We start from the raw sequence: 25,928 nt of genomic DNA on the forward strand, positions 1-25,928 counted from the left end.
AGTTGTCTCGGTGTGTGGAGGGCGTTAAGTGGTTGTGAGTCAACGTAGTTCGAGGGCCAGGCAAACCCTGGGCGCATTGCCCTGGATCGGTCCGACCCTGGTGCTCATCATCGCGATCGTCGCCTTCCCGGTCGGCTACATGCTGTGGACGAGTACCCGGGACCTGAGCCAGTACGGCCAGGACCGGGGCTCGGCCGGGCTGGGCAACTACCGCGCCCTGTTCGAGATCGAGGAACTGGGCTCGGTGCTGCTGCACACCGTGGTGTGGGTGGCGGCGGTCGTCGGCATCACCCTGGTGTTGTCGGCGGCGCTGGCTCAGTTCCTGAACAAGCAGTTCCCGGGGCGCACCGCGGTGCGGATGGCGATCCTGGTGCCCTGGGCCGCGTCGGTGGTCATGACCACGACGATCTTCTACTACATGCTCGATCCGGATGTGGGCATCGCGAACCGGTTCCTGGTCGACATCGGCTTGCTGGATCGCGGTTACGGTTTCACCAAGCAGCCGACGCAGGCCTTCATCGTCGCCATCGTGGTGGGCGTATTCGTTTCCATCCCATTCACGACGTACACGATTCTGGCTGGGCTGCAAGGCATTCCGGCCGAGATCGTGGAGGCGGGCCGGGTCGACGGCGCGAGCGCGTGGCAGCGCTACTGGCATCTGCTGCTGCCGCAACTGCGTCCGGCCATCGCGGTGGCCACCATCATCAACATCATCAACGCTTTCAATTCGCTGCCGATCCTGAAGGTGCTCACCGGCAGCATCGCGGGTTTCGGCGCGGACACCACGACAACCTTGACCTTCAAGCTGATCCAGCAGAACCAGCAGCTGGACACGGCGGCCGCGATGAGCGTGCTCAACTTCGTGCTGATCATGGTGATCATCGCGATCTACGTGAAGGTGATCAAGCCGACGCGGGAGGTCGACGCGTGACGAACTCGGTAACCGAAAAGCCAGTGTCCCAAGCGATTTCGCCGAAGCCGCCGGTGGTCGAGAAAGCTCCGCGCCGGCGCTGGGGCCTGACGGTGATCGGCGTCGTCATCGCGGCGCTGTTCCTGCTGCCGTTCGTGGTGATGGTGCTCGGCTCGTTGAAGAGCGCGGCCGAGATGCTGCGCATTCCGCCGACCTACCTGCCCGAGTCCTGGCATCCGGACAACTACGCCACGATGTGGGACACCCCCGAGACGCCGCTGCCGTTCAATCTGGTGAGCACCATCATCATCTCGGTGTTCGCCACCGCGCTGGTGCTGGTGGTGGCCATCCCTGCCGCGTATTACACGGCGCGACGCCGCTTTCCGGGCCGCGCGGTGTTCCTCGGGCTGGTGCTGATCACGCAGATGATGCAGCCGACGGTGCTGGTCACCGGCCTGATCCGGGAGTTCTTCACCCTCGGCATCAACGACACCTGGCTGGCCATGATCCTGGTGAACGCCGCGTTCAATCTGTCCTTCGCGGTGTGGATCCTGCACAGCTTCTTCGCCTCGGTGCCGGTGGAGATCGAGGAGGCCGCGCAACTGGACGGGCTCAGCCGCTGGCAGATCCTCACCAAGGTCTCGTTGCCGCTGGTGTGGCCGGGCATCGTCACCGCGACCATCTTCACCGTGGTGGCCTGCTGGAACGAATTCGCCGCCAGCCTGGTGGTATTGACCACGCCGGAGAACCAGCCGCTGTCGGTCGCGTTGACCAAATTCGTCGGGCAGTACGACACCGCATGGCATTACGTGTTCGCCATCTCCACCGTCGGCATCATCCCGGTCGTCATCCTGTTCGCGCTAATCGAGAAGCGCCTCGTCGCCGGGCTCACCGCCGGCAGCGTGAAGTGATCGAGAGATGTTGCCGCGCAACGGTGTATCTGCGGTCATCTGCTTGTCCGCAGCGCTGTCAGGCCCGGTCCGCGCGGTAAACTCGAGGCGTGGCCGGGGACCCGAGGGGTGGACGCAACTACGCTGGACTGTCCAAGGAACAGCGAGTGGCCCAGCGCCGGACCAGGCTGATCGACGCCGCCCTCGAACTGTTCGGCACCCGGGGTTACGCCAGCACACCCATCGAACGGCTGTGCACTGCCGCGAATGTGTCCACGCGCAGCTTCTACGAAGACATGGGCAGTCGCGAAGCGCTGCTGATCGCGCTGGTCAACCGGATCTCCTCGGACGCGGTCGACCAGGCGATCGCCTCGCTCACTCGCAATCGCGGGGCCGGGCTTTCGGTCCGGGTGATCGGCGCCTTCCGCTCCTATCTCGCCGTGACCTGCGCGAACCAGCGCTCGGCCCGGGTGCTGTATGTCGAGGTGGTCGGCGTCAGCCCGGTGGTCGAGGACTGGCGCCGGGAACAGCGCCGGCTGCTCGCCTCGCTGCTGGTCGGCGAGGCCCGGCGCGCGGCCGAACGTGGCGAGATCAAGTCCCGGCGCTTCGATCTGTTCGCCCTGGCCGTGATCGGTTCGGTCAACGCACTGGCCCAGGAGCTGGTGCAGACCACCGTCCCGGGCGCGTCGATCTCGCTCGACGAAATCTGCGAGGAGATAGCGTTTTTCGTCAATTGCGGCCTCGGCTCGCACTGAGCTCGTTGCCACGCGTGGGCAGCACCGCGCCGTGTGGTCAGATTGGTGCCGTGGAACTTCAGATGTCCGTATGCCGGGGCGGTGTGCGATGACCGGGCCGATCGACCGCCCGCAGCGGTGGAACCGGCTGCTGGAGTTGCTGGCCGAATCCGGGCGGCTGTCGGTGGAGGAGGCCGCCGAGCGCTTGGGCGTGTCCCCGGCCACCGTGCGCCGCGACTTCACCGCGCTCGCCGAACAGCAGCTCGCCACCCGGACGCACGGCGGTGTGGTCGCCACCTCCGTCGCCTACGACCTGCCCACCCGCTACCGGCAGACCGGCGGCGAGGCCAAGCAGCGCATCGCCGAACACGCCGCGGGGCTGGTCGAGCCGTCCTCGGTGGTCGGGATCAACGGCGGCACCACGACGACCGCGGTGGCTCGCGCGCTGGCCGGCCGCACTGACCTCGCCGAAGCCGGCGGCGATCAGCTCACCATCGTCACCAACGCGCTGAACATCGCGGGCGAGATGGTGCTCCGGCCGCATCTGCGCACGATCTGCCTCGGCGGTGTCGCGCGCCGGGAGTCCTACGAACTGCACGGGCCGCTGGCCGAACGCGCGCTGGCCGAATTGCGCCTGGACTCCTTGATTCTGGGCGTCAACGCGATCACCGCCGACGGCGGCGCGCAGTGCCGGCACATCGACGAGGCCGGTGTCACCACGGAAATGGTGCGCCGCTCCCGTCAAGTCCTGGTGGTGGCGACGGCGGACAAGCTGGAGCGCACCGCGCTGGCCCGGATCTGCGGGATCGATCAGGTCGACGTCCTGGTCACCGATACCGACGCCAATCCCGCGGCCGTTGCCGAGATCCGGGCCGCGGGCGTGCGGGTCGATCTGGTCTAGCCGGCGGACACCGGCCGCGCCGGGCGCAGCGAGCGGGCCCAGACGCTGAAACCCCAAGCGACGAAACCGGCGTAGACGATGTAGAGAACGGCCGACGGGTAGTAGCCGGCTCGCAACAGCAGTGGCACGCCGACGATGTCGACCGCGATCCAGATCAGCCAGAATTCCGCCCACCCGCGCGCCATGCCATAGGTGGCCAGCACCGATCCGGTGAAGATCCATGCCTCGGCCCACGGCCCGTAGGAGCCGAGCCACTCGAACAGCTGCGCGAAGGCGATGGTGCCGAGCAGCATCGCCAGCACCAGAAACCCGCGTTCCTTGGCGGTGGCCCAGCGCGGATCGACGCCCCGATGCTCCAGCCCCGTCTCGCGGGAATGGCGATACCACTGATACCAGCCGAACACGCTGACCGCGATGAACATCAACTGCCGCCCGGCCTGCCCCGCCATGTTCAGCTGCTGCGGCGTATTGAAGACCCCGCCCACGAACACCGTGAACAGCAGCGCGTTGCCGGCGATGCCGACCGGCCAGGCCCACACTCGCCGCCGCATCCCGCCGACCGCCGAGGCCAGCCCGAACCCGTTGCCGATCACCTCGCGCCACAGGATCTCCGAGCCCGCGATATGCAGTTTGGCGTCGAGTAGCGCGTATATCGGGTTCACCAGAGGTACAACTACCAGCAGGACCGAACCCTTCCGGCACGCGCCCGGCGTAACGCTCGCGCAATCTGGGAGCTCGATGCGCAATGTCCGTGCAACCGGCCCCTTCTAGGGTGACCGGCATGAGCACGGAGATCGACCCTGATGTGCAGCGGCCGGAGGCCCCGGGAGGCACGGGGATTCATATCAGCGGACTGACGAAAACCTTCCGGGTCGGCCGCAAAACCGTGCCGGCGCTGGACTCGGTCGACCTGCACACCGATCAGGGCGCGTTCCTGTCGCTGCTGGGTCCGTCCGGGTGCGGCAAGTCGACGGTGCTGCGGATCCTGGCGGGCTTGGAGCAGCCGACCTCGGGCAAAGCGCTGATCGATGGGCAGACCCCGGCGCAGCTGATCGGCCGGCACGAACTGGGCATCGCCTTCCAGGATTCGGCGCTGTTGCCCTGGCGCTCCGTGGAATCCAACATCAAGCTGCCGTTGCAGGTCGCGGGCCTGAAGCCGGATCCGGAACAGATCGCCGACCTGGTGCGGCTGGTCGGCCTCGAGGGCTTCGAGAAGGCGAAACCGGCGCAGCTGTCCGGCGGTATGCGCCAACGGGTTTCGATCGCCCGCGCGCTCGTGGTGAAGCCGACCGTGCTGCTGCTCGACGAACCCTTCGGCGCACTCGACGACATGACCCGGCAGAAACTCAACCTGGAACTGCTGCGGATCTGGACCGAAAAGCCCGCCACCACGCTGATGGTCACGCACGGCATCGCCGAAGCGGTGTTCCTCTCCGACGTGGTCGCGGTGATGAGCCCGCGTCCGGGCAAGGTGCTGGAACTGGTCGAAATCGACCTGCCGCGCCCGCGACTACCGGAGATGATGCGCACGCCCGAGTTCCACAAGCTGCACGACTACCTGTCCGAACTGCTCTTCGGGAAGTCCGGCAAGGGCGGCGTCGCATGAAACGGCTGGGCGGACTCCTCGGCGGGACCGCGCTGATCGGCGGGTGGTGGATCGTCGCGGCCATGGGTGTCGCGGGCGGCACCGTCCCGACACCGTGGCGCGTACTGCACACCATGTACACCGACGGCTGGGGTCTCTACGGACCGAATTTCCAGATCACCGCGCAGGGCGCGCTGCAAGGTTTCCTGTGGGGCAACGCGCTCGCCATCGGCCTGGCCGTGCTGGTGATGCTGATTCCGCCGATCGAATCGCTGGCCACCCAGCTGGCCATCCTCAGCTACTGCACTCCGCTGCTCGCGCTCGGCCCGATCATTCTGGTGGTGTTCGGCGGCCGCACGCCGACGGTGTTCCTCGCGGCGATGTACTGCTTCTTCACCACGATGGTCGGCACGGTGACGGGCTTGCGCTCGGCCGACCGGACCAGCCTGGACCTGGTACGCGCCTACGGCGGCGGCCGCTGGCAGCGGCTGTACCGAGTGCAGTTGATCTCGGCGCTGCCGAGTACCTTCGCCGCCTTGAAGATCGCCGCGCCGTCCGCGGTGCTCGGCGCGATCCTCGGTGAGTATCTCGGCGGCGTGGACAGCGGCATCGGTGTCGCCCTGACCGCCGCGCAGACCGCCTACAACGTGCCGCGCACCTGGGGCATGGCGCTGGCGGCCGCCGCCCTGGCCGGGCTCGGGTATCTCCTCGTCGCTCTGGTGGCCCGCCTGGTCGCCCCGTGGACCACGCAGGAGGCACGATGAACGCGCTGCGCAGAATCGGGCGCTTCCTGTTCCCGCTGCTCACCTCGATGCTGTTGATGTTCCTGATCTGGTACGTCTTCTTGAAGGCCTTCCCGCAGGTCGGACCGCGGGTGGGCAAATCGCCGGGCGATATCTGGCGCTACCTGGTCACCGCACCCGGCGCGGCGAACGCCCGCCAGGTGATCGGCGACGAACTGCAGATCACGTTGCGCGACGCCGGCATCGGGTTCACCGTCGGCATGGCGGTGGCGCTGGTCGCGGCGGCGCTGTTCGTCTCCTTCGCGACCGTCGAGCAGACCTTCATGCCGGTGGCCATGATCCTGCGGTCGGTGCCGCTGGTGGCGCTGACCCCGATCATCGTGCTGATCTTCGGCCGGGGCCTGGGCGGGGTGACCGTGATGGCGGCGATCGTGGTGCTCTTCCCGGCGTTGGTAATGATCATGGCCGGGTTGCGCAACGCCCCCAGGCAAGCCATGGATGTGGTTGCGGCATACGGTGGCTCGCGCTGGACCGGACTGCGCATGGTCGCGATACCGGCCGCGCTGCCCTCGGTGTTCGCGGCCGCGCGCATCTCGGTGCCCGGCGCGCTGATCGGCGCGCTGATCGGGGAATGGCTGGGCAGCGGAACGGGTCTCGGAGCCGGGATCATCCGCGCCATCCCGACCTTTCAGTACAACAAGCTGTGGGCCTCGATCGTGCTGGTCACCATCGTTTCGGTGGTGCTGTACGCCATCGTCGGCGTGATCGAGAACCTCGTGCTGGAGCGTTTCGGCCCGGAGGCCGGACGACGGTGACGTCTGGAACGTGCGCTTAAAGTGTTGGAAACGGTGTCGACCTAGATTCAGCGCATGAACCCCGTGCAACGCTCTTCGTTCGGGACGGCTCTGAATCGTCGCTCCTTTCTTCGTTACTCCGCGCTGACCGGTGCCGCCCTCGGCGGCGCCGGAATACTCGCCGCCTGCGGCGCCGACGCCGCCGACACCCCGGGCGGCAGCAAGCCCGACGGTTCCAAGCACGGGTCGGTCGCCATCCAGCTGTCCTGGATCAAGAACATCGAGTTCGCCGGCGAGTACTTCGCCGACCAGAAGGGCTATTTCAAGGAGGCCGGGTTCGGGTCGGTCGACCTGATCGCCGGCGGCGCGGCCGCCACCTCGGTGGAGGCCGGGCTGGACACCGGAAAGGTGTGGCTGGGCCTGTCCGCACCGCAGACCACCGCGCCCGCGATCCTGGAGGGCCTGCCCGCCAAGATCGTCGCCACCACCTTCCAGAAGAACCCGTTCTGCATCGTCAGCTCCGCGGGCAAGCCGATCAAGTCGCCGCAGGAGATGAAGGGCCGCCGAATCGGCGTGCAGGACACCAACCAGCTGATCTTCGCGGCACTGCTCGCGGCGAACGGCATGCAGCCCGGGGACGTCACGATCGTGCCGGCCCAGTACGACCCGACACCGCTGGCCAACGGCGAGGTCGACGGCTGGGTCAGCTACGTCACGAACGAGCCGATCACCCTGGCCGCCAAGGGTTTCGCGAACACCAACTTCCTGTTCGCCGACTTCAACCTGCCGCTGGTGGCGGAGACGCTGACGGTGAAGCAGTCCACCATCGACTCCGAGCGCGACAAGCTGAAGGCGTTCCTGGTCGCCGAGATCAAGGGTTGGAAGGACGCGGTCGCGAACCCGGCCGAGGCCGCGCGGCTGGCGGTCGAGATCTACGGCAAGGATCAGAAGCTCGACCTCGCCGAGCAGACCAAAGAGGCTACGGCGCAGAACGATCTGGTCGTCTCGGCCGACACCAAGGCCAACGGGCTGTTCACCATGACCGAGCAGCTGGTGGAGCAGAACATCGCCGCCTTGCGGTCGGCCAAGATCGACATCAAGGCCGAGCAGCTGTTCGACCTGTCGGTACTGCGTGAGGTGTACGCGGAGAACCCTGGCCTGATGTGAGCACCGTGCGGCGCCGAACTACGCGGCGCCGCACGGCTTCCCGATTCACAAGGCAGTGATGAACGCCTGTTCCGCGGTGTCGTAGGCGCGGTGGTCGGTGGCCGGCGCGGTGCGCGGTGATCGGCTCTGGCCGGTGCGGCCGGAGCGGGCGGCCAGCAGTTCGGCGGCGATGGAGAGCGCGGTTTCCCCGGCGGTGCGGGCGCCCAGGTCCAGCCCGGCGGGGGAATGCATGGTGGCGAGGGTCTGCTCGTCGAAACCGCCCGCGCGGAGGTCTTCCATGCGGCGGGTGTGTGCGGCGTAGGTTCCGGCGGCTGCGAGATAGCCCAGCTCGGGCAGGCGCAAAGCGACTGTCAGCAAGGGGATTTCGAACTTCGGGTCGCCGGAGAGGACGACTATGGCGGTGCTGGAATCGATTTCGCCCGCCGCGGAGAGGGTGTTCAAGTACCGGTGCGGCCAATCCACCACGACCTCGGCGCCCGGGAAAGCCTCGGGGGTCGCGTAGGTCTCGCGGGAATCGCAGATGGTCACCCGGTACCCGAGTAGTCGGGCCTGCGTGGTGAGCGCGGCGGCGGTCGCGTTGGCGCCGAAGATGATCAGCCGGGACGGCGGCGCGAAGGAGACCACGAACAGATCCGAATCCGGTAACGCCACCAGTTCGGTGTTGTGCCGCTTGTCGGTGATCAGGTGCTGGCCGATCAGGTCGGGGTCCGGGTTCCACACCACGGTGAACAGCGTGACCCGCCGGTGCGCGGCGATTTCGGCCGCGATGGTCGGGAACTCGGGAAAGTCGCGGCGCGAGAAGGGTTCCACGAAGACATCGACCATGCCGCCGGTGCTGGAGCCGGTCTCGCTCGCGGGCACGCCGAAGCGGTGCATGCCCCGGGCGCCGGTCCGGGCGGCCTCGACGGCGGCCTGGTGCACGGTGTGCTCGACGGTGCCGCCGAGCATCGAGCCGTACACGGCGCCGTTGGCATCCACCAGCAAGGCGGTTCCGACGGTCAGCGGCCCGGATCCGACGGTCCGAACGATGGTGGCCAAGCCCCCGGTCCGGCCGGAATGCCACACCCGCAATAGGTCATCGACGATGTCGCGCACTGTTCTAGCTCCGATCCACCCATGCGTCCGCTGCCGGGAAATCACGATCGATTCCCGTCGCCAAATCGTCGCACGTGACGCACACCATATCTGCTCGAGCGACCGAATAGGTGCCCGCCCCGGAAACTCCCGCGCATTCGGCGGATATCGAGGTCCAGTGATTGTGCACGGCCACAACGAGACGCTCAGACGTGTTGTGAGACACAGTTTGAACGAGTGCCCGGCTCGGGGCGCGCGGGCGAGCGCGTTCCGGAGAGTGGGATGCGGCCATGCGCACACGGTAGTCCGGCAGCCATTTCCGGGGGGTTACGGAGAACCGACCTTAACGAAATATTTCGACACACAGCCGATGTGATCTCGCGCCTGTCGGCTAGCGGACTGCCGAGTCGTAATCGATGCTGGACCGATGACGGACGAGAGCGGTCTCGCTGGGTTGAACGCGCTGCCCGAGGCGGCGGCGACGCAGGCATTGCTTGCCTGTTGCTCCGCACCGGAATGGGCGCGCGTGATCGTCGCCGCCCGGCCCTACGGCAGTGCCGCGGAATTGTTCGCGACCGCCGACGCGGCGCTGGCGGCATTGCCGGAATCGGAGATCGATCTGGCGCTCGCGGGGCACCCGCGAATCGGCGCGCAACCCGATACCGCGGCGTCGGCGCGCGAACAAGCCGGAGTCGCGGATGCGGCGGATACGGTGCGTGTGGCGCTGGCCGAGGGCAACCGGGCCTATGAGGAGAAATTCGGCCACATTTATCTGGTGTGCGCGACCGGTAAATCCGGCGCGGAATTGCTCGACCTTCTGACCACCCGGCTCGGAAACGATCCGGCGACCGAAAGGCAGGTCATGCGAACAGAACTGGTGAAGATCAACCGGATCCGGTTGGCGCGTTTGCTGGGCGGCGCCGCATGAGTACGTTGAGCACCCATGTGCTGGACGCTGTGCGCGGAGTTCCGGCCGTCGGCATCGGCGTCGCGCTGCACGCCGGCGCGGATCAGCTCGACTCGGCGACCACCGACTCCGACGGGCGCATCGGCAAGCTGGGTTCGGACCTGCCGCCGGGGACCTACCGGCTGGTGTTCGACACCGGGGCCTACTTCGCCGGACAGCGGGCGGAGGCCTTCTTCCCGGAGGTCACCATCGCCTTCGTCGTGGCCGAGGAGCGGCACTATCACGTGCCGCTGCTGCTGTCGCCGTTCGCCTTCTCCACCTATCGAGGGAGCTGACCATGGAACTGTCCGGCCCGATCGTGCTGTCCGACAACCGATACGGCAAGGCCGAGAACCGGATCGTCCGGGTCTACCGGGACGGCTCGCGCCACGAGATCCGCGACGTGAACGTCTCCACGGTGCTGCGCGGCGATTTCGCGGCGGCCTACACCGCGGGCGACCAGTCGAAGGTGCTCCCGACCGACACCCAGAAGCAGACCGCCTACGCGTACGCGAAACTCGAGGGGCTGCAACCGATCGAGGACTACGGGCTGGCCTCGGCCCGGCGCCTGGTGGACCGGACCGAGCCGGTGCACAGCGCCCGCATCGAGATCGAAGAGTATGGGTGGCAGCGAGTCTCGGTCGGCGGCGTGCCGCACGACCACACCTGGACCCGGCTGGGCCCGGAGGTGCGCACCGCGACGGTCACGGTGGCGGGCAAGGGTGACCGGCAGCGCGCCTGGGTGATCGGCGGCGTCAAGGACCTCGTGATCCTGAAGACCACGGGGTCCGAATTCGCCGACTTCCTGGTCGACGAGTTCACCGTGCTGGAGCCCACCTTCGACCGCATGCTGGCGACTTCGCTGGTCGCCCAATGGCGTTTCGCGACCACCGAGGGCGTCGACTGGGACGCCGCCTACGCCGGCATCCGGCAGCGCATGGTCGAGGTCTTCGCCACCCAGCACTCGAAAGCTTTGCAGCAGACCCTCTTCGAGATGGGCAAGGCCGCGCTGGAGGCTTACCCGGTCCTCGCCGAGGTCCGTCTCGCCGCACCCAACAAGCACCACTTCGACTACGACCTGAGCCGTTTCGGCATCGAGAACAGGGGCGAGGTCTACCACGCCGCGGATCGGCCCTACGGCCTCATCCACGCCACGGTCGCCCGCGCCGACGCGCCTGACCCGGGACCGGCCTGGGTGGCTTGACCGGTGTTATTGCGCGGAGCCGCGCAGTAGTCCGGTGCAGGCCTGAATGATGTTCTGCACCAGCTCCGGTGCGCTCGTGTGCATCAGGCCGGCCCGCTTCTCCAGCTGACCGTCCAGCCACAGCGAGGCCAGGCCGTGCGCGATGCCCCACCAGGCGACGGACACGGTGTCGGCCCGCTGTGCCGGAATCAGCCCGGCCGTGACGCAGTCGCCGACCGCCGCGCCCAGCACGTCGAAGGCGGCCTCGCCCGCGACCATGGCATCGGGATGTTTCTCGGGCTGGGACAGCTCCGGCCGGAACATCAGCCGGAAGTACGCGGGCTGCTCGCGGGCGAAGCGCACGTAGGTTTCGGCCAGGGCGGTCAGCGCCGTCAACGGGCTGTCCGCCGCCGCCCGCGCGGCGGCGAGTTCGGCGCCGAGCCGTTGAAATCCATTGGCGGACAACGTCGCCAGCAGGGCAGCCCGATCCGCGAAGTGGTGGTAGGGCGCGCCGGTGCTGACGCCTGCCTCGCGGGCCACCCGGCGCAGGCTCACCGCCGCGATGCCTTCGGTCTCGATCAGGCGCAGGCAGGCTTCTATCAGCGCGTCGCGCAGGGCGCCGTGGTGGTAGCTGGTCCGCGTCACCGTCCGAGCCTAGGCGACGTGCTCTGGACGCTCAATCTAAACGGTGCTTAAATGATCTGAGCGGCGCTCAGATGGTGAGCGTCAGACTGGACGGACATCATGATCACACGCGTATTAGTTACCGGCGCAACAGGATTCGTCGCCGGACAGGTCATCACCGAACTACTGGAGCACGGCTACGCGGTCCGTGCGACGGTGCGCGACCTGTCCGCGACGGGCAAGCGGGCGCACCTGGCCGAGGCCGCCGCGCGTCTCGGCGGCGACCTGGAATTCGCCGCGGCCGATCTGGATCGGGAAACCGGCTGGGAAGCGGCTGTTTCCGGCTGCGCGGCGGTCTTCCATGTCGCGTCGCCCTTTCCCGCCGCACCGCCGGACAACGAGAACGAACTGATCACTACGGCCGTCGAGGGCACCTTGCGGGTGCTGCGCGCGGCGGCCGCGAGCGGCAGCGTGCGCCGGGTGGTCCTCACCTCCTCGATCGCGGCCATCACGCACGGCCACGACGTCCACGATGTGGTCCGCACCGAGGCCGACTGGTCGGTGGTGGAGAAGAGCGCCGCGTATCAGAAGAGCAAGACCCTCGCCGAGCGCGCGGCCTGGGATTTCGTCGCAGCCCTCCCCGCGGCTGCGCGCTTCGAACTCGTCGCGGTCAATCCGGGCATGATCCTCGGCCCGGTGCAGTCCGCCACGGCCACCAGCACCTCGCACGAACCGGTCCGCCTGCTGCTGTCCGGCGGTGTCCCCGGGTCGCCGCGAGTCGGCTGGGCGACAGTGGACGTGCGCGACCTCGCGGTCCTGCACCGCCTGGCCCTGGAGACGCCCGCGGCCGCGGGCCAGCGCTATGTGGCCGCGGGCGAGCATGTCTGGATGCGCGACTTCGGCCGTACGCTCGCCGCCGAATTCGGCCCGCGCGGCTACCGCGTCCCGACCCGGGTCCTGCCGGACTTGCTGGTGCGCGCGATCGCGCTCTTCGACAAGACCATCCGCCTGACCGTGCCCACCCTCGGCATCGAGGAACGGCTCAGCTCGGAGAAGGCGCGGCGCGAGCTGGGCTGGACCATGCGCCCGGTCCGCGGCTCGCTCCTCGACACCGCGGAAAGCTTGATCCAGCACGGCGTCGTCCCCGGCCCGCGCCGCGCTGCGGCACCGGTCCCGGCCCGGTCGACGAGCGCGTAGGAGACACGGAGATGTTGATGGCCACGCCGGTGCGGGTGACGGCATCTTGCCGCAGTGCTGAGTTCCCAGATTGTGGACACCTGTGCACAGGTCCGGCGGGTGGTTCGGCCGGAACCGGGCCGGGGGATGGGTCGCTCCCGATCCCGTGAAGACCATCCGGAATGCTTGTGGGGTACGGCCGGGCCGGTCGCCGCTTTCGGCGGACCGGATCCGGCGCGCCATGCGAGAAGGAGAGCAAGGGTGACGTCCACGCGGTTGCCGGAGAATGTCCGGGCCAGGATCGAGTCGATGCTGGATTCCGTCGACGCCGAACTGCAAGCCCATTACCCCGGCCCGGACGGTCGTGACCAGCCGATTCACACCGCCTACGTCGGTGCTGATCGGGCGACGGTCGAGACGCCGAAGGAATGGGGTGCGGCAGCTGTCGAGTTGCTCGACAGCCAGCAGACGCTGCTGTCCGAACTCGACGCCACCGGCTCCCTGGCCGCCGTGCGGACCCGCCTGGAGCAGGAACCGATCCAGGACATGCGGATCGACTTCGAGGACGGTTACGGCTTCCGCAGCGACGCCGAGGAGGACGCGGCAGCGGCCAACGCGGGGGCCGTGCTGGGTGCCTGGGCCAACAATGGCGCTCCCCACAGCTTCGGTATCCGGATGAAGGGTCTGGCGGGCAATGAGCGCCGCCGCGCCCTGCGCACGCTCGAACTGGTGCTGGACGGCATGGGCGGGGTGCCCGAGGGCTTCGTGTTCACCGTGCCGAAGATCCGCTCCGCCGGGCAGGCCGCCGCGCTGGCCGCCATGTGCGAGGGCATCGAGCGGGGCTCCGGCCTGGCCGAGGGCACGCTGCGCTTCGAACTGCAGATCGAGAGCCCGCAGGCGATCATCGCCGCCGACGGCACCGCCCCCATCGCCACGATGATCGCCGCCTCCGGGCAGCGGTGCAGCGCACTGCATTTCGGCACCTACGACTACACCGCCGCATGCGGCGTCGCGGCCACCGATCAGGCCCTCGACCACCCGGCCGCGGATTTCGCCAAGTCGGTGATGCAGGTGGCGGCGGCGCAGACCGGCGTGTGGATCTGCGACGGTTCCACCCAGATCGTGCCGGACGGCGATCCGGAGTTCGCCCTCCGTAACCACCACCGGCTGGTCGGCCGGGCCCTGACCCGCGGCTACTACCAGGGCTGGGACATGCACCCGGCGCACCTGGTGACCCGCTGGCTGGCGACCTACGACTTCTTCCGCAAAGCTATCGACGTGGCCGTGCCGCGCCTGGAGGCCTACCTGGATCGCCGCTCCGGCGGCGTCATGGACGAACCGGCGACGGCGGAAGCCCTGGCCGCCACCGTCCTGCGCGGCCTCAGCTGCGGCGCGCGCACGGCCGGCGAACTGCCCGCGCAGTTGACGCCGGAGACGTTGCGGGCGCTGGTCGCCCGCACGCCCCTGTCCTGAAAGCACGACCCGGAAGGCACGATGAGCGAACTATCCGACTTCACCCTCCTGCCGGATCTCGCGGTCCGGCCGCTCGGCGGCTCGGTGATCTGGGCCGATGACGAATTCTTCGCCGAGAAGGAGAATTTGATCAACCCGGGCCCCGCCGGCTATCGCCCATCGACCTTCGGGCACAAGGGGCAGGTCTACGACGGCTGGGAAACCCGCAGGCACCGCGGCAAACCGGGCGACGACAGCGCCATCGTCCGGCTCGGCGTCCCCGGTGTGATCCGCGGCGTCGTCGTGGACACGGCCTGGTTCAAGGGCAACTATCCGCCCGCGATCTCGCTGTCCGCCTTGGAGATCGACGGCTACCCGGCGGCCGAGGAAATCGCGCGGCGCACGGATTGGGTCACGCTGATCGATCGCGCCCCGGTGGCGGGGGACAGCCGCAATCCGCTGCGGGTGGACAGCGAAACCCGGTGGACCCACGTCAAACTCACCATGCACCCGGACGGCGGCGTGGCCCGGCTGCGCGTGCACGGCGAAGGCCGGCCCGATCGGAAACTGTTCGGCTTGGGCCCGCTCGACCTGGCCGCGCTGGAAAACGGCGCCCTGGTGCTGGACTGCTCGAACCGCTTCTACAGCGAACCGAACCAGATGCTCTATCCCGGCCTGGCCCGGGAAATGGGCGACGGCTGGGAGACTGCCCGCCGCCGGGACGACGGAAACGACTGGGTGCGCATCCGTTTGGCGGGCCCCGGCCTGATCCGGCTCGCCGAGATCGACACCTCCTACTTCCTCGGCAACAGCCCCGGCGCGGCGAAGCTGACCGGCACCACCACCGACGGCACCGAGGTGGAGCTGTTGCCGCGCACGGAGTTACAGCCCGACACCCGGCACCGTTTCGCGATCACGCCGATGGCGGCTTCGGTCGAAGAGGTCCGCTTGGACGTCTACCCGGACGGCGGCCTCGCCCGCCTGCGGCTGTACGGGGAGCTGGGCGCATGAGCGACCATTTGTACGGCCCCGACCGCGATTTCATCGGCTACGGCCAGCATCCGCCCGACCCGCGGTGGCCCGGCGGCGCCCGCATCGCGGTCCAGTTCGTCCTGAACTACGAGGAGGGCGGCGAGAACAACGTCCTCGACGGCGACGAGCACTCCGAGACCTTCCTCTCGGAAATGACTCCGGCCGTGGCCTTCCCGAACCGGCACATGAGCATGGAATCGCTCTATGAGTACGGCTCCCGGGCCGGACTGTGGCGCATCCTGCGCCTGTTCGAACGGCGCGGCCTGCCCCTCACCATCTTCGCGGTGGCCCAGGCCATGCAGCGAAACCCCGAGGCGGTGGCGGCTTTCCGGGAGCTCGGCCACGAAATCGCCAGCCACGGCCTGCGCTGGAAGTCCTACCAGCTCACCGATGTGGAGACCGAACGCGCGCAGCTGGCCGAGGCCGTGCGCATTCTGACCGAGCTGACCGGCTCGGCCCCGCTGGGCTGGTACACGGGCCGCGATTCGCCGCGCACCCGCGAGCTGGTCGTCGAGCACGGCGGTTTCGTCTACGACTCGGACTCCTACGCCGACGACCTGCCGTACTGGGTCAAGGTGCACGATCAGGATCACCTGGTGGTCCCGTACACCCTCGACACCAACGACATGCGGTTCGCCTCCCCGGCCGGATTCCCCACGGGCGAGCAGTTTTTCGCGCACCTCCGGGACGCGTTCGACGTGCTCTATCGCGAGGGTTCCGAGGGCAGTCCGAAGATGCTCTCGGTCGGCCTGCACTGCCGCATCGTCGGCCGACCGGCCCGCCTGGCCTCGCTGGAGCGCTTCCTCGACCACATCCAGTCGCACGACAAAGTCTGGATCACCCGCCGCATCGACATCGCCAACCACTGGCGCGCGACGCATCCCGCCTGATCCGCGAACGACGAAGGCCGCCTTCCCTTTATCGGGAAAGGCGGCCTTCGTCGTTCTGGGCCTACTTCTCGGCTTCGAGGGCCCGGCGGCGCACCCGCCGCGCGGCCGCGACCATGTTCCGCAGCGACGGCTCCAGCTGCCAGTAGTGGCGGGTCTTCAGGCCGCCGTCCGGGTTGGCCCAGAGCCGTTCCGGCGTCACGGCTTTCGCGGCCGCGGTGAGCAGCTCGTCCAGCTCGTCGATGTCCGGGATACGCGCCGAACGGCTTTCGTACACGCCCGGGCCGACGCCGTGGCTCAGGCCGTGGCCCGACGCGCAGTCCTCGGTGAGCGCGTTGAGCACCCATTCGATGGAGCGGGTCGCGACGATCGCGGTGACGTCGCAGTCCAGTTCCTCGATCGCCTCCACCACTTCGGAGCGGCCGGAATAGGAGATGTGCGTGTGGATCTGGGTCTCCGGCTTGACGCCCGAGGTCGCCAGCCGGAAGGCGCCGACCGCCCAGCGCAGGAACTCCGCCCGGCCTTCCGGGCGCAGCGGCAGCAACTCGCGGATCGCGGGCTCGTCGACCTGGATGATCGCGATGCCGGCGCGCTCCAGATCCACCACTTCGTCGCGGATGGCCAGCGCCACCTGGTCGGCGGTCTCGTACAGCGGCTGATCCTGGCGCACGAACGAGCGCGCCACCATGGTGACCGGACCGGTCACCATGCCCTTGACCGGCTTGTCGGTCAGCGACTGCGCGTAGGTGATCCAGTCCACCGACATCGCCGCGGGCCGGGAGACGTCGCCGTAGATGATCGGCGGTCGCACACACCGGGATCCGTACACCTGCACCCAGCCGAAGTGGGTGGTCGCGAAGCCGTCGAGCAGCTCGGCGAAGTACTGGATCATGTCGTTGCGCTCGTGCTCGCCGTGCACCAGCACGTCGAGACCGATGTCCTCCTGCAACCGGATGGTGGCCTCGATCTCGGCCTCGATCCGCTTGCGGTACTCCTCGTAGGACAGCCGGCCCTCGCCCAATTCGTAACGGGCCTGGCGGATCCGGTTGGTCTGCGGGAACGAACCCAGTGTGGTCGCGGGCACCGGCGGCAGATTCAGCTTGGCCTGCTGCGCTTCCCGCCGCACCTCGTACGGTTCGCGCTCGCGCATCGCCGGCGTGACCGCGTAAACCCGTTGCCGCACCGCGTGCTTCTGCTTGAAGTGCACCTCGGTGGGCCGCTTGCGCCACTTGTCCGACGGGCCCTCGGTGAGCGCCTTGGCGAGCGAAACCACCTCGCCCACTTTTTGTTTCGCGAACGCCAGCCGGTCGGCGACATTGCCCTCGATGTCGTACTCGACGAGCAGGTCGTAGGGCACGTGCAGCAGCGTGCTGCCGGTGGAGACCACCAGATCCGGACACACCTGCGCCAGCGCGTTCAGGTATTCCAGTGTCACGTAGCGGTCGGCCCGCCACACGTTCTTGCCGCTGATCACGCCCGCGTACAGGCGCTTGCGCCGGATGCCGGGGATCGCGGCCAGCTCTTCGGGCTGGATCCGGTAGCTGGACAGGTCCAGGCCGATCGCCTCGACGTGAGTCCGCGCCAGAATCCGCAGCGCCTCACCGAAATCGCCGTACTGTCCGGTGACCAGGATGCGCGGGCGCAGCGGGGCCTTGGATAGTCGCTCGTAGGCCCGCTCGAACGCGGCCAGCTCGGCGGCGCCGCGGTCACTGGTGAACGACGGCTCGTCCAGCTGCACGCAGGTGGCGCCGCGCTTGGCGAGGATCTCGAAGAGCTCCTCGTACACCGGCAGCAGCTTGTCCAGCAGGCTCAGCGTGTCGAACTCCGCCGCACCGGGCACATGGCCCGCCTTGGACAGCAGCAGCAGCGACACCGGGCCCAGCATGACCGGGCGCAGCTCGATGCCCTTGGCCTTGGCCCGGTCGAACTCGTCCAGCAGCGCCTCGGCGTGCAGCGAGAACGCGGTGTCGGGGTCCAGCTCGGGCTGGCGGTAGTGGTAGTTGGTGTTGATGTACCGGACCAGTTCCAGCGGCGGCAGATCGGGCCGGCCGCGCGCCATCAGGAAGTAGAAGTCCAGCGGATCCATCACGTCCTGGTAGGCGCGGAAGCGCTCGGGCACCGCGCCGAACATGAGCGCGTTGTCCAGGATGTGGTCGTAGAAGGAGAAGGTGTTGCCGGGCACCTGGGTCAGGCCGGTGGCGGCCAGCTCACTGAACTGGCTCTCCTGGATTTCACGGCCGACTTCGAGGAGTTCCTCGCGCGGGATCGCACCGCGCCAATAGGCCTCGAGTGCCCGCTTGAGTTCTCGGTGCGATCCGATCCTCGGGTAGCCGAGAATGCTGGATCCGTAGCCGTCGGTCACGTTCACCATGAGCGCTAATCCCTTTCGATGCCTGTGCGGCGCCCACTACTACGAATGGACGCCGCACATGTTGCGCTTGGGTTGCCGAAGTTCAGTATCAGGCGCGGTTGTACTGGTAGAAGCCGGCGCCGGTCTTTTTGCCGAGCAGCCCGGCTTCGACCATACGCATCAGCAGCGGCGGCGCGGAGTACAGCGGCTCCTTGAATTCCTGGTACATCGAATCGGCGATCGACTTGACCGTGTCCAGACCGACGAGGTCAGTCAGCGCCAGCGGGCCCATCGGGTGGGCGCAGCCCAGCACCATGGCCTTGTCGACGTCTTCCTTGGTCGCGAAACCGGACTCCACCATGCGGATCGCGGACAGCAGGTACGGCACCAGCAGCGCGTTGACCACGAAGCCGGAACGGTCGGCGGAGCGCACGCACTGCTTGCCGAGGACCTCGGCGGCGAACTGCTCGGCGCGCTGGGACACCGACTCGCTGGTCTTCAGCGTGGTGACCAGCTCGACCAGCGGCAGCACCGGCACCGGGTTGAAGAAGTGCATGCCGACCACGCGCTCGGGGTTGGCGGTGGCGACGGCGATCTTCATGATCGGGATGGAGGAGGTGTTGGAGGCCAGCACCGCGTTCGGGTCGGTGACGACCTTGTCGAGCTCGGCGAAGATCGAGGTCTTGACCTCTTCGCTCTCCAGCACGGCCTCGACGACCAGCTGGCGGTCGGCGAAGTCGCTGAGATCGGAGGTGAAGCGCAGTCGCCAGGCGGCCTGCTCCCGCTCCCGCTCGGTGATCTTGCCGCTGCTCACGCCGCGGTCCAGCGACCGCAGGATGCGAGCGCGGCCGGCGGCCGCGAGCTCCCGGGTCTGTTCGTAGACGAGCACGTCGACATGCGCCCGGGCGCACACCTCCGCGATTCCGGCACCCATCTGTCCGGCGCCGATAATGCCGACGCGCTGAATCTTCTCGCTCACGGTCCCGCTCCTGCTGGGTCTGGTCTGGCTGTGGGCTGACTTGTGGTCTGGATCAAAATATAGGGACGCCCTCCCCGCCGAGGGCTGTTCAGCGGGGAGGGCGGTACACCCCTACTGGGGATTTTCAGTTCTCAGGTGCCTGAGAACCGTGGGGACTCAGTGGAACTGGCCCTCTTCGGTGGAGCCCTTCAGCGCAGCGGTGCTGGTGTTGGGGTCAACCGTGGTGGCGATCGAGTCGAAGTAGCCGGCGCCGACCTCACGCTGGTGCTTGACGGCGGTGAAGCCACGCTCGGCGGCGGCCTTGAACTCGCGCTCCTGCAGGTCGACGAACGCGGTCATGCCCTCGCGGGCGTAGCCGTGCGCCAGGTCGAACATGCCGTAGTTCAGCGAGTGGAAGCCGGCCAGGGTGATGAACTGGAACTTGAAGCCCATCGCGCCGAGCTCACGCTGGAACTTCGCGATGGTCGCGTCGTCCAGGTGCGCCTTCCAGTTGAAGGACGGCGAGCAGTTGTAGGCCAGCAGCTGGTCCGGGAACTCGCCACGGACGGCCTCGGCGAACTTGCGCGCGACCTCGAGGTCCGGCACGCCGGTCTCCATCCAGATGAGGTCGGAGTACGGGGCGTAGGCCTTGGCACGCGCGATGCAGGGCTCGATGCCGTTCTTCACACCGAAGAAGCCCTCGGCGGTGCGGGTGCCGTCCAGGAACTCCCGGTCGCGCTCGTCGACATCGGAGGTGATCAGGGTGGCGGCCTCGGCATCGGTGCGGGCGATGACGACGGTCGGCACGCCGGCGACGTCGGCGGCCAGGCGAGCCGAGGTCAGGGTGCGGATGTGCTGCTGGGTCGGGATCAGCACCTTGCCACCGAGGTGGCCGCACTTCTTCTCCGAGGCGAGCTGGTCTTCCCAGTGCGAACCGGCGACGCCGGCCGCGATCATGGCCTTCTGCAGCTCGTAGACGTTCAGCGCGCCACCGAAACCGGCTTCGCCGTCGGCGACGATCGGGGCCAGCCAGTTCTCGACCGAGGTGTCGCCCTCGACCTTGGCGATCTCGTCGGCGCGCAGCAGCGCGTTGTTGATGCGGCGCACGACCTGCGGCACCGAGTTGGCCGGGTACAGCGACTGGTCCGGGTAGGTGTGGCCGGACAGGTTCGCGTCACCGGCGACCTGCCAACCGGACAGGTAGATGGCCTTCAGGCCGGCGCGCACCTGCTGCACGGCCTGGTTGCCGGTGAGGGCGCCGAGGGAGTTGATGTAGTCCTCGTTGTTGACGAGATCCCACAGGATCTCCGAGCCGCGACGCGCGAGGGTGTGCTCCTCGACGACGGTGCCCTGCAGCTTCACAACCTGCTCGGCGGTGTAGCTACGGGTGATGCCCTTCCAACGGGGATTGGTGTCCCAATCCTGCTGGATTTCCGCAGCGGTCTTCGGGGTGCCGGTGGTCGACATCTCTGACTCCACTTCCTCTGGGTTCTCGAACTGCTGGAGCAGCAATTTGCAGGCTTGCTAGGCCCATGGGGTGTACTTCCACACGATGGCACATCAGGAAATAGCCGTCTACCTGTTGCTAATGTGAATCTCAGCTAGGTTTCAGGCAGTGTTTGCTAACTTTGTGAAATTTGCGGGCTAATTGCAAGCATCCAACTTACCCGCCGGTAGCGCTGACGTGCGGTTTTACCGTAACGCTCGTACTGTTTGAGATCTCGCGCGGATCGGAGGCCGCGCCGAGTGGTTGTGCGGGCTTGTGAGTCGATTCACAGGTTCGGGCGGGTGCCCGCGGTGTGGGACGCGCCACCCGATGCGTCGACTCCGGTTCGGCAATCGGGCACACTGAGCCGGAATCATCTCGGGCAGGCGTCCAGTAGCGCCTCGATTCGATCGAAGGAGCCACCTTTGCGGAAACTGTGCGCCGCCGCCCTCGTCGCGGCCGCCTCCCTATTATCGCTGCCCACAGCCGGTGCCGACCCGATCCTGGGCAGTGTGGAATCGGTGACGGCGCTGGCCCCGGCGGCGACCCTGCCCGGCTCGGTGGACGCCGCGCGCCTGCTCTACCGGACCACCACCGCGGGCGCCGCGGAGACCACCGCGAGCGCCGCGGTTTATTTCCCGCCGGGCCCGGCGCCCGCCGGCGGCTGGCCGGTGATCGCTTGGGCGCATGGCACGGTCGGGCTCGGCGACGACTGCGCCTACAGCGTCGCCGGACCTTCCGCGGTGGAACGGGACTGGGCCTATCTGGGGACCTGGCTGCGGCAGGGCTACGCGATCGTGGCCGCCGATTACGCCGGCCTCGGCACGGAGGGTGAGCATCCGTACCTGAACGGGACCGTGGAGGCGCACAACGTCGTGGACGCGGTCAAGGCCGCGACCAGGCAGTACAGCTCGCTGTCGAAGAAATGGGTGACCGTCGGCCAGTCGCAGGGCGGCGGCGCGGCGGTGTACGTCGCGCGCTATGCGAGCGAGTTCGGCGGCTCCGAGCTCGACTACCGCGGCGCGGTGGCCACCGGCGTACCCGCCTATATCGAGGACGTCCTGCTGCCGCTCGGACCGGGCGTACCGCCGGTCAAGCTGGGCGCGCACAGCACCGCGTACGTGCTCTACATCCTCAACGGCCTGCGCGCCAGCTACCCGGAACTGGATATCGAGTCCTACCTGACCGATTCCGGCAAGCAGTGGCTGGCCCGGGCCTCGACCTCCTGCATCGAGCCGTTCGGCAACGAGCTCAGCGCCGCGGGCGTCGTCCTCGGCAATCTCTTCGCCCGCCCGCTGCTGCAGATCCCGGACCTGCTCGGTGTCCTCACCCGCACCATGGGCCTGCCCGAAACCGGCTACGACAAGCCGCTGTTCCTCGGTCAGGGGCTGCGGGACACCGACGTGATCACGCCGGCCACCTTGCTCTTCGCCGAGAAGTTGCAGGCCAACGGCCAGCCGGTCACGCTGCGCACCTACAACGAGGACCACAGCGGCGCGGTGAACGCGTCGCTCGTCGACTCGATTCCGTTCGTGCGCGGCCTCCTTGGCTGAGCGCTCACTCCGGCGGGAGTTGACCCGCGAGCGCGCGCAGCCCCGTGCCGATGGCGTCCGGGCCCGGGGCGTGCTCGGGGTCGACCAGCCATTGGATCAGCAGGCCGCCGATCAGGGTCTGCAGGACGGCGCCGACGGCGTTGTCGTCGCTCGCGGGGCCGAACAACTGGGAGAGTTCGCGGCGGGCGCGCTCCTGTGCGGCGCCGAGTTCGGCGCGCAGCTCGGGGTCGTGCAGGGCCTGGGGGAAGCTTTCGACATTGGCCGACCAGAGCGCCGGCTGCTCGGTGAACGATGTGGTCAGCCGGGTCAGGAAGGTGTTCAGGCGCGCGGTGGGGTCGGCGGGATCGCCGGTGGGCAGCGAGTCGAGGATCTGCTGCACCGCGGTCGCGCTGGACTCCATCATCGCCTGCGTGAGCAGCTTGTCGCGGGTGCCGAAGTGGTAGTTGATGGCCGCCAGGTTGGTGCCGGAGGCGGCGACGATGTCGCGCACGGTGGTGCGGGCGTAGCCGCGGTCGGCCAGGCACTGTTTGGCTGCGGCGAGCAGGTCTTCTCGGGTTCCCACCCTGGGCACGATAACAGGCGGACATACGGTTGTTCGTGACGGGTGTTTCAAACAAGCGTTTCTGACAAGCGTTTGAAACGTGTGTATGGTCGGGCTTATGACGGCACAGCGACTCGTTTCCCCCTTCGAATCCCGCTATTTCGGCGTCGGCACGCTCGGCAGCGTCCCGACCGGCGGCATGCCCCTGTTCATCGGATCCACGGTGCGGGGCATCGTGGACCCTCAGCTGCTGCGGCGGGCACTCGACGAACTGGCGGCAGCGCATCCGCTGCTCCGGAGCCGGGTGCGTACCGACGGCCCGGCGCGGTTCGTCCGTGACGACGACTTCCGGCCCCAGCTCGAGATCTCCGAGGGCGGCGCCGCCGAGTACTCGAAACTGGTCAACGCGGAACAGGATTGGCGGGACGGCCTGTTCGCGGCGCACCTGCTGCGCGAGGGTGCGCGGCAGCAGGTGGTGCTGGTCCTGCATCACGGAATCAGTGACGGCAGATCGGCTTTCGCGCTACTGGCCGAACTGTGGGAGCGCTATACCGCGCTGCATTCCGGTTCCGCGCTGCCGCAACCGGATTCGACGGAACTGCCGGAGGCAGTCGACGGCCGGCTGGCCACGATCGTGACCGACGCCGAGGTGACGGGCTGGCTGGATCGGATTCGCGCCGGTGCGGCCACGATGGGGCCGGAAGCCGCGCCGCGCACGCTGTTCCGGGACGGGGACGGCGCCGGCAACGACCCGCTCGGGCGTTTCGCGATGCGGCGCATCGCGTTGGATCCCGGCGAAACCGCCGCGCTGGTCGCGGTGAGCCGCGCGGCCGGGTTGTCGGTCAACAGCGTGCTGACCGGCGCGGCGCTGATCGCGTTCCGGGCACAACTCGCGCCCGCGGCGGGTGCGCTGCCGATGTTCTGCGGGCACGCGGTCGACCTGCGGCCGGAATTCCGGCCGGCGGTGCCGGCGGGAACCGTCGTCAACTACGCCTCCGGGGTGGGTACGCCGGTCGAGGTGGCGCCGGACGCGGATCCGCTCGAGGTCGGGCGGGCGGTCGCCGCGGGGATGCTGGTGGCGACGGAACATCGGGAGGCGGCGGTCTTCCTGCTGGCAGCTCAGCGGGTCGACGACGAGTTCACCGCCGCGTTGCTGTCCGCGCCGCCGACGCTGGCGATCTCCAATATCGGCCGGCTGCCGGCGCATACGCTGCCCCGGGAACTCGTCTTCGTCCGGGACGACGTCTACGCGATGGGGCCGGGGATGCCGCCCAAGCTCACCGTGTTCACCGTCGGGGACCGCCTGACTATCCAGGTCGAGTACGACACCGCGCTGTACAGCAGGCCGCAAATGGCGCGGATCAGCCATACGCTCACCGAGACGGTGCGGCGCGCCTGCTCGGTCACTCCGGCGACGGGCGCCCGATGAATCGAATCGTCATTTGGCGGGTCCACTTGCGCGGCTTCTTCTTCGGCGGTTCCGGCGGGATGTCGTCGATGTCGGTCTTGACTTCGTAGCGCCGGATATAGGCGCCCGCGAACGCCTGAACCGTAGCCGTGACGGGGATGGCGAGCAGTGCGCCGGTCGGTCCCAATATCGCCGCACCCGCCAGCACCGCGCCGAAGGCGACGGCGGGGTGCATGTCCAGGGTGGTCGCGGTGATACGCGGTTGCAGCACATAGTTTTCGAACTGCTGGTAGAGCAGGATGAAGCCGAGGATCCACAGTGCGGTGGTTGGGCTGTTCACCAGGGCGACGATCACCGGCAGCGCGCCGGCCAGGTAGGTGCCGACGGTGGGGATGAACTGGGAGAGCACGCCCACCCAGAGCGCGAGGGCGAAGGCGGACGGCACGTCCAGCACGCGCAGCGCGACGTAGTGCGCGAGGGTCGAGCACAGCGCGAGCAGGCCGCGGGAGTAGATGTAGCCGCCGGTCTTGTCCACGGCGATGTCCCAGGCGCGCAGCACATGTCGCTGCTTGCGCGGCGGCAGCAGGGAGCAGACGGCGTTGCGGAAGCGGGGACCGTCGGCGGCGAAGTAGTAGGTGAACAGCAGCACGCCGAGGGCCTGGAAGAGCACTCCGACCGCGGCCGTGCCTATGCCCCAGGCATTTCCGGCGAGACCGGTGAGCAGGCCCTGGAGTTTGTCGCTCCACTGGGTGGCGTACTTCTGGATGTCGGTGCCGGAGATGTCCTGGTGAAAAGTGTTGTTGAACCAGTCGACTGCTTCATCGGCGTACTGCGGCGCGTTCTCCACCAGGGTGGTGACCTGGTCGACGAGCAGCGCGCCCAGGGTCCACACGAAGCCGACCACGATGAGCAGCAACCCGAGGAACACCACGCCGGTGGCCGGGCCGCGCCGCACGCCGCGGGCGGCCAGCCAGTTCACCGCGGGCTCGATCGCGAAGGCCAGGAACAGCGACACCATCAGCACGGTGAGCAGGCCCTGAAGTCGTTGCAGCACCCAGAATCCGGCGATCAGCCCGGCGACGGTGGCGGCGGCGAGCAGGAACGCGCGCAGCAGCCAGGGTGGCGGGCCGGCTGTCATCTCGGCGGTGACCACCGCGTTGGTCGTCGTCTCGGGCAGCAGGTTCTCGGCGGGTTCGGTGGGTGGCGTGATGTCGTCTTCCCCAGGCACATCGTCAACGTACCCACGGGGGAGGCGGTTAGCCCGCAGGCTCGTCGCGAGTCACAGCCGCTCGCCCGGGCGGGACCGCGGGCCGAGCGGCTGCGCCCGGCTCAGGCCAGGATCACCGCGTCCGGCGGCGAGTCGCCGAGGTCGACCATCTTGCGCAGGATGGCCGGAGCCAGGGCGAATTCGAATTCCGAACCGCCGCTTTCGAATACATACGTCAGGTAGTCGTCGCGGCCGACCTGTGCCCGGCGCACCGAGCAGTTCTCTCCGACGATGACCCAGGTTCCGATGGACAAATGCTCGAACATC

General features: G+C 68.2%; 26 protein-coding genes. 17 read left to right on the forward strand and 9 right to left on the reverse strand.

Annotation, left to right across the window (positions count from 1 at the left end):
* Positions 1-76: 76 nt before the first annotated feature.
* From AB0M14_RS19890 to AB0M14_RS19905, 4 genes are all read left to right on the forward strand, one after another.
* On the forward strand, positions 77-931 hold the full coding sequence (locus AB0M14_RS19890) for a sugar ABC transporter permease (protein ID WP_364996994.1): 855 nt from the start codon (positions 77-79) through the stop codon (positions 929-931).
* Positions 928-1,821, forward strand: coding sequence for a carbohydrate ABC transporter permease (locus tag AB0M14_RS19895; RefSeq protein ID WP_364996997.1), 894 nt, complete (start codon positions 928-930; stop codon positions 1,819-1,821). Before AB0M14_RS19890 ends, AB0M14_RS19895 begins: the two co-directional genes overlap by 4 nt.
* A gap of 89 nt (positions 1,822-1,910) precedes the next feature.
* Positions 1,911-2,555 (forward strand): TetR/AcrR family transcriptional regulator, encoded by a 645-nt coding sequence (locus AB0M14_RS19900; RefSeq protein ID WP_364997000.1) that lies wholly within the window; start codon positions 1,911-1,913, stop codon positions 2,553-2,555.
* 88 nt (positions 2,556-2,643) lie between these two features.
* A complete protein-coding gene (locus AB0M14_RS19905) occupies positions 2,644-3,435 on the forward strand; it encodes a DeoR/GlpR family DNA-binding transcription regulator (RefSeq protein WP_364997003.1) in 792 nt (263 codons plus the stop codon).
* Here AB0M14_RS19905 and pnuC read toward each other — a convergent pair.
* Positions 3,432-4,097, reverse strand: a complete 666-nt coding sequence (gene pnuC / locus AB0M14_RS19910) for a nicotinamide riboside transporter PnuC (RefSeq protein ID WP_364997006.1) — start codon at positions 4,095-4,097, stop codon at positions 3,432-3,434. The genes AB0M14_RS19905 and pnuC overlap by 4 nt on opposite strands.
* Before the next feature lie 119 nt (positions 4,098-4,216).
* Here pnuC and AB0M14_RS19915 point away from each other — a divergent pair, with 119 nt between their 5' ends.
* The 4 genes from AB0M14_RS19915 to AB0M14_RS19930 are packed head-to-tail and all read left to right on the forward strand — an operon-like array spanning position 4,217 to position 7,724.
* Positions 4,217-5,041 (forward strand): ABC transporter ATP-binding protein, encoded by an 825-nt coding sequence (locus tag AB0M14_RS19915; protein ID WP_364997009.1) that lies wholly within the window; start codon positions 4,217-4,219, stop codon positions 5,039-5,041.
* Entirely contained in the window at positions 5,038-5,784 is a 747-nt protein-coding gene (locus tag AB0M14_RS19920; protein WP_364997011.1) for an ABC transporter permease subunit, read from the forward strand. The genes AB0M14_RS19915 and AB0M14_RS19920 overlap by 4 nt, the downstream gene beginning before the upstream one ends.
* A complete protein-coding gene (locus tag AB0M14_RS19925) occupies positions 5,781-6,578 on the forward strand; it encodes an ABC transporter permease subunit (protein WP_364997013.1) in 798 nt (265 codons plus the stop codon). The genes AB0M14_RS19920 and AB0M14_RS19925 overlap by 4 nt, the downstream gene beginning before the upstream one ends.
* A 54-nt stretch (positions 6,579-6,632) precedes the next feature.
* Positions 6,633-7,724, forward strand: coding sequence for an ABC transporter substrate-binding protein (locus AB0M14_RS19930; protein WP_364997015.1), 1,092 nt, complete (start codon positions 6,633-6,635; stop codon positions 7,722-7,724).
* A gap of 45 nt (positions 7,725-7,769) precedes the next feature.
* Here AB0M14_RS19930 and AB0M14_RS19935 read toward each other — a convergent pair whose 3' ends face one another.
* On the reverse strand, positions 7,770-8,819 hold the full coding sequence (locus AB0M14_RS19935; protein WP_364997017.1) for an XdhC family protein: 1,050 nt from the start codon (positions 8,817-8,819) through the stop codon (positions 7,770-7,772).
* A 406-nt stretch (positions 8,820-9,225) separates the two neighbouring features.
* Between AB0M14_RS19935 and uraD the strand changes: the two genes are divergently transcribed.
* The 3 genes from uraD to pucL are packed head-to-tail and all read left to right on the forward strand — an operon-like array spanning position 9,226 to position 10,948.
* Complete coding sequence (uraD, locus tag AB0M14_RS19940; RefSeq protein WP_364997019.1) at positions 9,226-9,726, forward strand: 2-oxo-4-hydroxy-4-carboxy-5-ureidoimidazoline decarboxylase; 501 nt, start codon at positions 9,226-9,228, stop codon at positions 9,724-9,726.
* A complete protein-coding gene (gene uraH, locus AB0M14_RS19945; protein ID WP_364997021.1) occupies positions 9,723-10,040 on the forward strand; it encodes a hydroxyisourate hydrolase in 318 nt (105 codons plus the stop codon). Before uraD ends, uraH begins: the two co-directional genes overlap by 4 nt.
* 2 nt (positions 10,041-10,042) lie before the next feature.
* Positions 10,043-10,948: a factor-independent urate hydroxylase gene (gene pucL / locus AB0M14_RS19950; RefSeq protein WP_364997023.1), complete on the forward strand. Its 906-nt coding sequence runs from the start codon at positions 10,043-10,045 to the stop codon at positions 10,946-10,948.
* A 6-nt stretch (positions 10,949-10,954) separates the two neighbouring features.
* Here the strand turns inward: pucL and AB0M14_RS19955 are convergent, their stop codons facing one another.
* Complete coding sequence (locus AB0M14_RS19955) at positions 10,955-11,572, reverse strand: TetR/AcrR family transcriptional regulator (protein ID WP_364997025.1); 618 nt, start codon at positions 11,570-11,572, stop codon at positions 10,955-10,957.
* A gap of 99 nt (positions 11,573-11,671) precedes the next feature.
* On the opposite strand from AB0M14_RS19955, the gene AB0M14_RS19960 reads away from it, so the two are divergent.
* From AB0M14_RS19960 to puuE, 4 genes are all read left to right on the forward strand, one after another.
* A complete protein-coding gene (locus AB0M14_RS19960; RefSeq protein WP_364997027.1) occupies positions 11,672-12,748 on the forward strand; it encodes an aldehyde reductase in 1,077 nt (358 codons plus the stop codon).
* 240 nt (positions 12,749-12,988) lie between these two features.
* Positions 12,989-14,200, forward strand: a complete 1,212-nt coding sequence (locus tag AB0M14_RS19965) for an aldolase/citrate lyase family protein (RefSeq protein ID WP_364997029.1) — start codon at positions 12,989-12,991, stop codon at positions 14,198-14,200.
* A gap of 21 nt (positions 14,201-14,221) precedes the next feature.
* Entirely contained in the window at positions 14,222-15,190 is a 969-nt protein-coding gene (alc, locus tag AB0M14_RS19970; protein WP_364997031.1) for an allantoicase, read from the forward strand.
* Positions 15,187-16,101, forward strand: coding sequence for an allantoinase PuuE (puuE, locus tag AB0M14_RS19975; RefSeq protein WP_364997033.1), 915 nt, complete (start codon positions 15,187-15,189; stop codon positions 16,099-16,101). Before alc ends, puuE begins: the two co-directional genes overlap by 4 nt.
* Before the next feature lie 61 nt (positions 16,102-16,162).
* Here puuE and metE read toward each other — a convergent pair whose 3' ends face one another.
* The 3 genes from metE to aceA form a co-directional block, all read right to left on the reverse strand.
* Positions 16,163-18,469 carry a 5-methyltetrahydropteroyltriglutamate--homocysteine S-methyltransferase gene (gene metE, locus AB0M14_RS19980; RefSeq protein ID WP_364997035.1) on the reverse strand — a complete coding sequence of 769 codons (2,307 nt, stop codon included), beginning with the start codon at positions 18,467-18,469 and terminating at the stop codon, positions 16,163-16,165.
* A gap of 88 nt (positions 18,470-18,557) precedes the next feature.
* Positions 18,558-19,427, reverse strand: a complete 870-nt coding sequence (locus tag AB0M14_RS19985) for a 3-hydroxybutyryl-CoA dehydrogenase (RefSeq protein ID WP_364997037.1) — start codon at positions 19,425-19,427, stop codon at positions 18,558-18,560.
* Between the two features lie 156 nt (positions 19,428-19,583).
* Positions 19,584-20,873: an isocitrate lyase gene (gene aceA / locus AB0M14_RS19990; protein ID WP_364997039.1), complete on the reverse strand. Its 1,290-nt coding sequence runs from the start codon at positions 20,871-20,873 to the stop codon at positions 19,584-19,586.
* Between the two features lie 444 nt (positions 20,874-21,317).
* On the opposite strand from aceA, the gene AB0M14_RS19995 reads away from it, so the two are divergent.
* On the forward strand, positions 21,318-22,445 hold the full coding sequence (locus tag AB0M14_RS19995) for a lipase family protein (protein ID WP_364997041.1): 1,128 nt from the start codon (positions 21,318-21,320) through the stop codon (positions 22,443-22,445).
* A gap of 4 nt (positions 22,446-22,449) precedes the next feature.
* Here the strand turns inward: AB0M14_RS19995 and AB0M14_RS20000 are convergent, their stop codons facing one another.
* Positions 22,450-23,007 (reverse strand): TetR/AcrR family transcriptional regulator, encoded by a 558-nt coding sequence (locus AB0M14_RS20000; RefSeq protein ID WP_364997043.1) that lies wholly within the window; start codon positions 23,005-23,007, stop codon positions 22,450-22,452.
* A gap of 97 nt (positions 23,008-23,104) precedes the next feature.
* Between AB0M14_RS20000 and AB0M14_RS20005 the strand changes: the two genes are divergently transcribed.
* Entirely contained in the window at positions 23,105-24,415 is a 1,311-nt protein-coding gene (locus AB0M14_RS20005) for a condensation domain-containing protein (protein WP_364997045.1), read from the forward strand.
* Here the strand turns inward: AB0M14_RS20005 and AB0M14_RS20010 are convergent.
* Positions 24,390-25,622, reverse strand: a complete 1,233-nt coding sequence (locus AB0M14_RS20010) for an AI-2E family transporter (RefSeq protein ID WP_364997047.1) — start codon at positions 25,620-25,622, stop codon at positions 24,390-24,392. The genes AB0M14_RS20005 and AB0M14_RS20010 overlap by 26 nt on opposite strands.
* 101 nt (positions 25,623-25,723) lie before the next feature.
* Positions 25,724-25,927 carry a hypothetical protein gene (locus AB0M14_RS20015; RefSeq protein ID WP_364997049.1) on the reverse strand — a complete coding sequence of 68 codons (204 nt, stop codon included), beginning with the start codon at positions 25,925-25,927 and terminating at the stop codon, positions 25,724-25,726.
* Position 25,928 lies beyond the last annotated feature (1 nt).

Origin of the sequence: Nocardia sp. NPDC051832 (assembly GCF_040681285.1) — a bacterium.
Taxonomy (GTDB): domain Bacteria; phylum Actinomycetota; class Actinomycetes; order Mycobacteriales; family Mycobacteriaceae; genus Nocardia.

Excerpts from the sequence above, each read along its gene's own strand:
- AB0M14_RS19920 (WP_364997011.1), top strand. The coding sequence starts at position 5,038 with ATGAAACGGCTGGGCGGACTCCTCGGCGGGACCGCGCTGATCGGCGGG.
- AB0M14_RS19925 (WP_364997013.1), top strand. The coding sequence starts at position 5,781 with ATGAACGCGCTGCGCAGAATCGGGCGCTTCCTGTTCCCGCTGCTCACC.
- AB0M14_RS20005 (WP_364997045.1), top strand. The coding sequence starts at position 23,105 with ATGACGGCACAGCGACTCGTTTCCCCCTTCGAATCCCGCTATTTCGGC.
- uraD (WP_364997019.1), top strand. The coding sequence starts at position 9,226 with ATGACGGACGAGAGCGGTCTCGCTGGGTTGAACGCGCTGCCCGAGGCG.
- alc (WP_364997031.1), top strand. The coding sequence starts at position 14,222 with ATGAGCGAACTATCCGACTTCACCCTCCTGCCGGATCTCGCGGTCCGG.
- pucL (WP_364997023.1), top strand. The coding sequence starts at position 10,043 with ATGGAACTGTCCGGCCCGATCGTGCTGTCCGACAACCGATACGGCAAG.
- AB0M14_RS20015 (WP_364997049.1), bottom strand. The coding sequence starts at position 25,927 with ATGTTCGAGCATTTGTCCATCGGAACCTGGGTCATCGTCGGAGAGAAC.
- aceA (WP_364997039.1), bottom strand. The coding sequence starts at position 20,873 with ATGTCGACCACCGGCACCCCGAAGACCGCTGCGGAAATCCAGCAGGAT.
- puuE (WP_364997033.1), top strand. The coding sequence starts at position 15,187 with ATGAGCGACCATTTGTACGGCCCCGACCGCGATTTCATCGGCTACGGC.
- AB0M14_RS19960 (WP_364997027.1), top strand. The coding sequence starts at position 11,672 with ATGATCACACGCGTATTAGTTACCGGCGCAACAGGATTCGTCGCCGGA.
- uraH (WP_364997021.1), top strand. The coding sequence starts at position 9,723 with ATGAGTACGTTGAGCACCCATGTGCTGGACGCTGTGCGCGGAGTTCCG.
- metE (WP_364997035.1), bottom strand. The coding sequence starts at position 18,469 with ATGGTGAACGTGACCGACGGCTACGGATCCAGCATTCTCGGCTACCCG.
- AB0M14_RS19930 (WP_364997015.1), top strand. The coding sequence starts at position 6,633 with ATGAACCCCGTGCAACGCTCTTCGTTCGGGACGGCTCTGAATCGTCGC.
- AB0M14_RS19915 (WP_364997009.1), top strand. The coding sequence starts at position 4,217 with ATGAGCACGGAGATCGACCCTGATGTGCAGCGGCCGGAGGCCCCGGGA.
- AB0M14_RS19905 (WP_364997003.1), top strand. The coding sequence starts at position 2,644 with ATGACCGGGCCGATCGACCGCCCGCAGCGGTGGAACCGGCTGCTGGAG.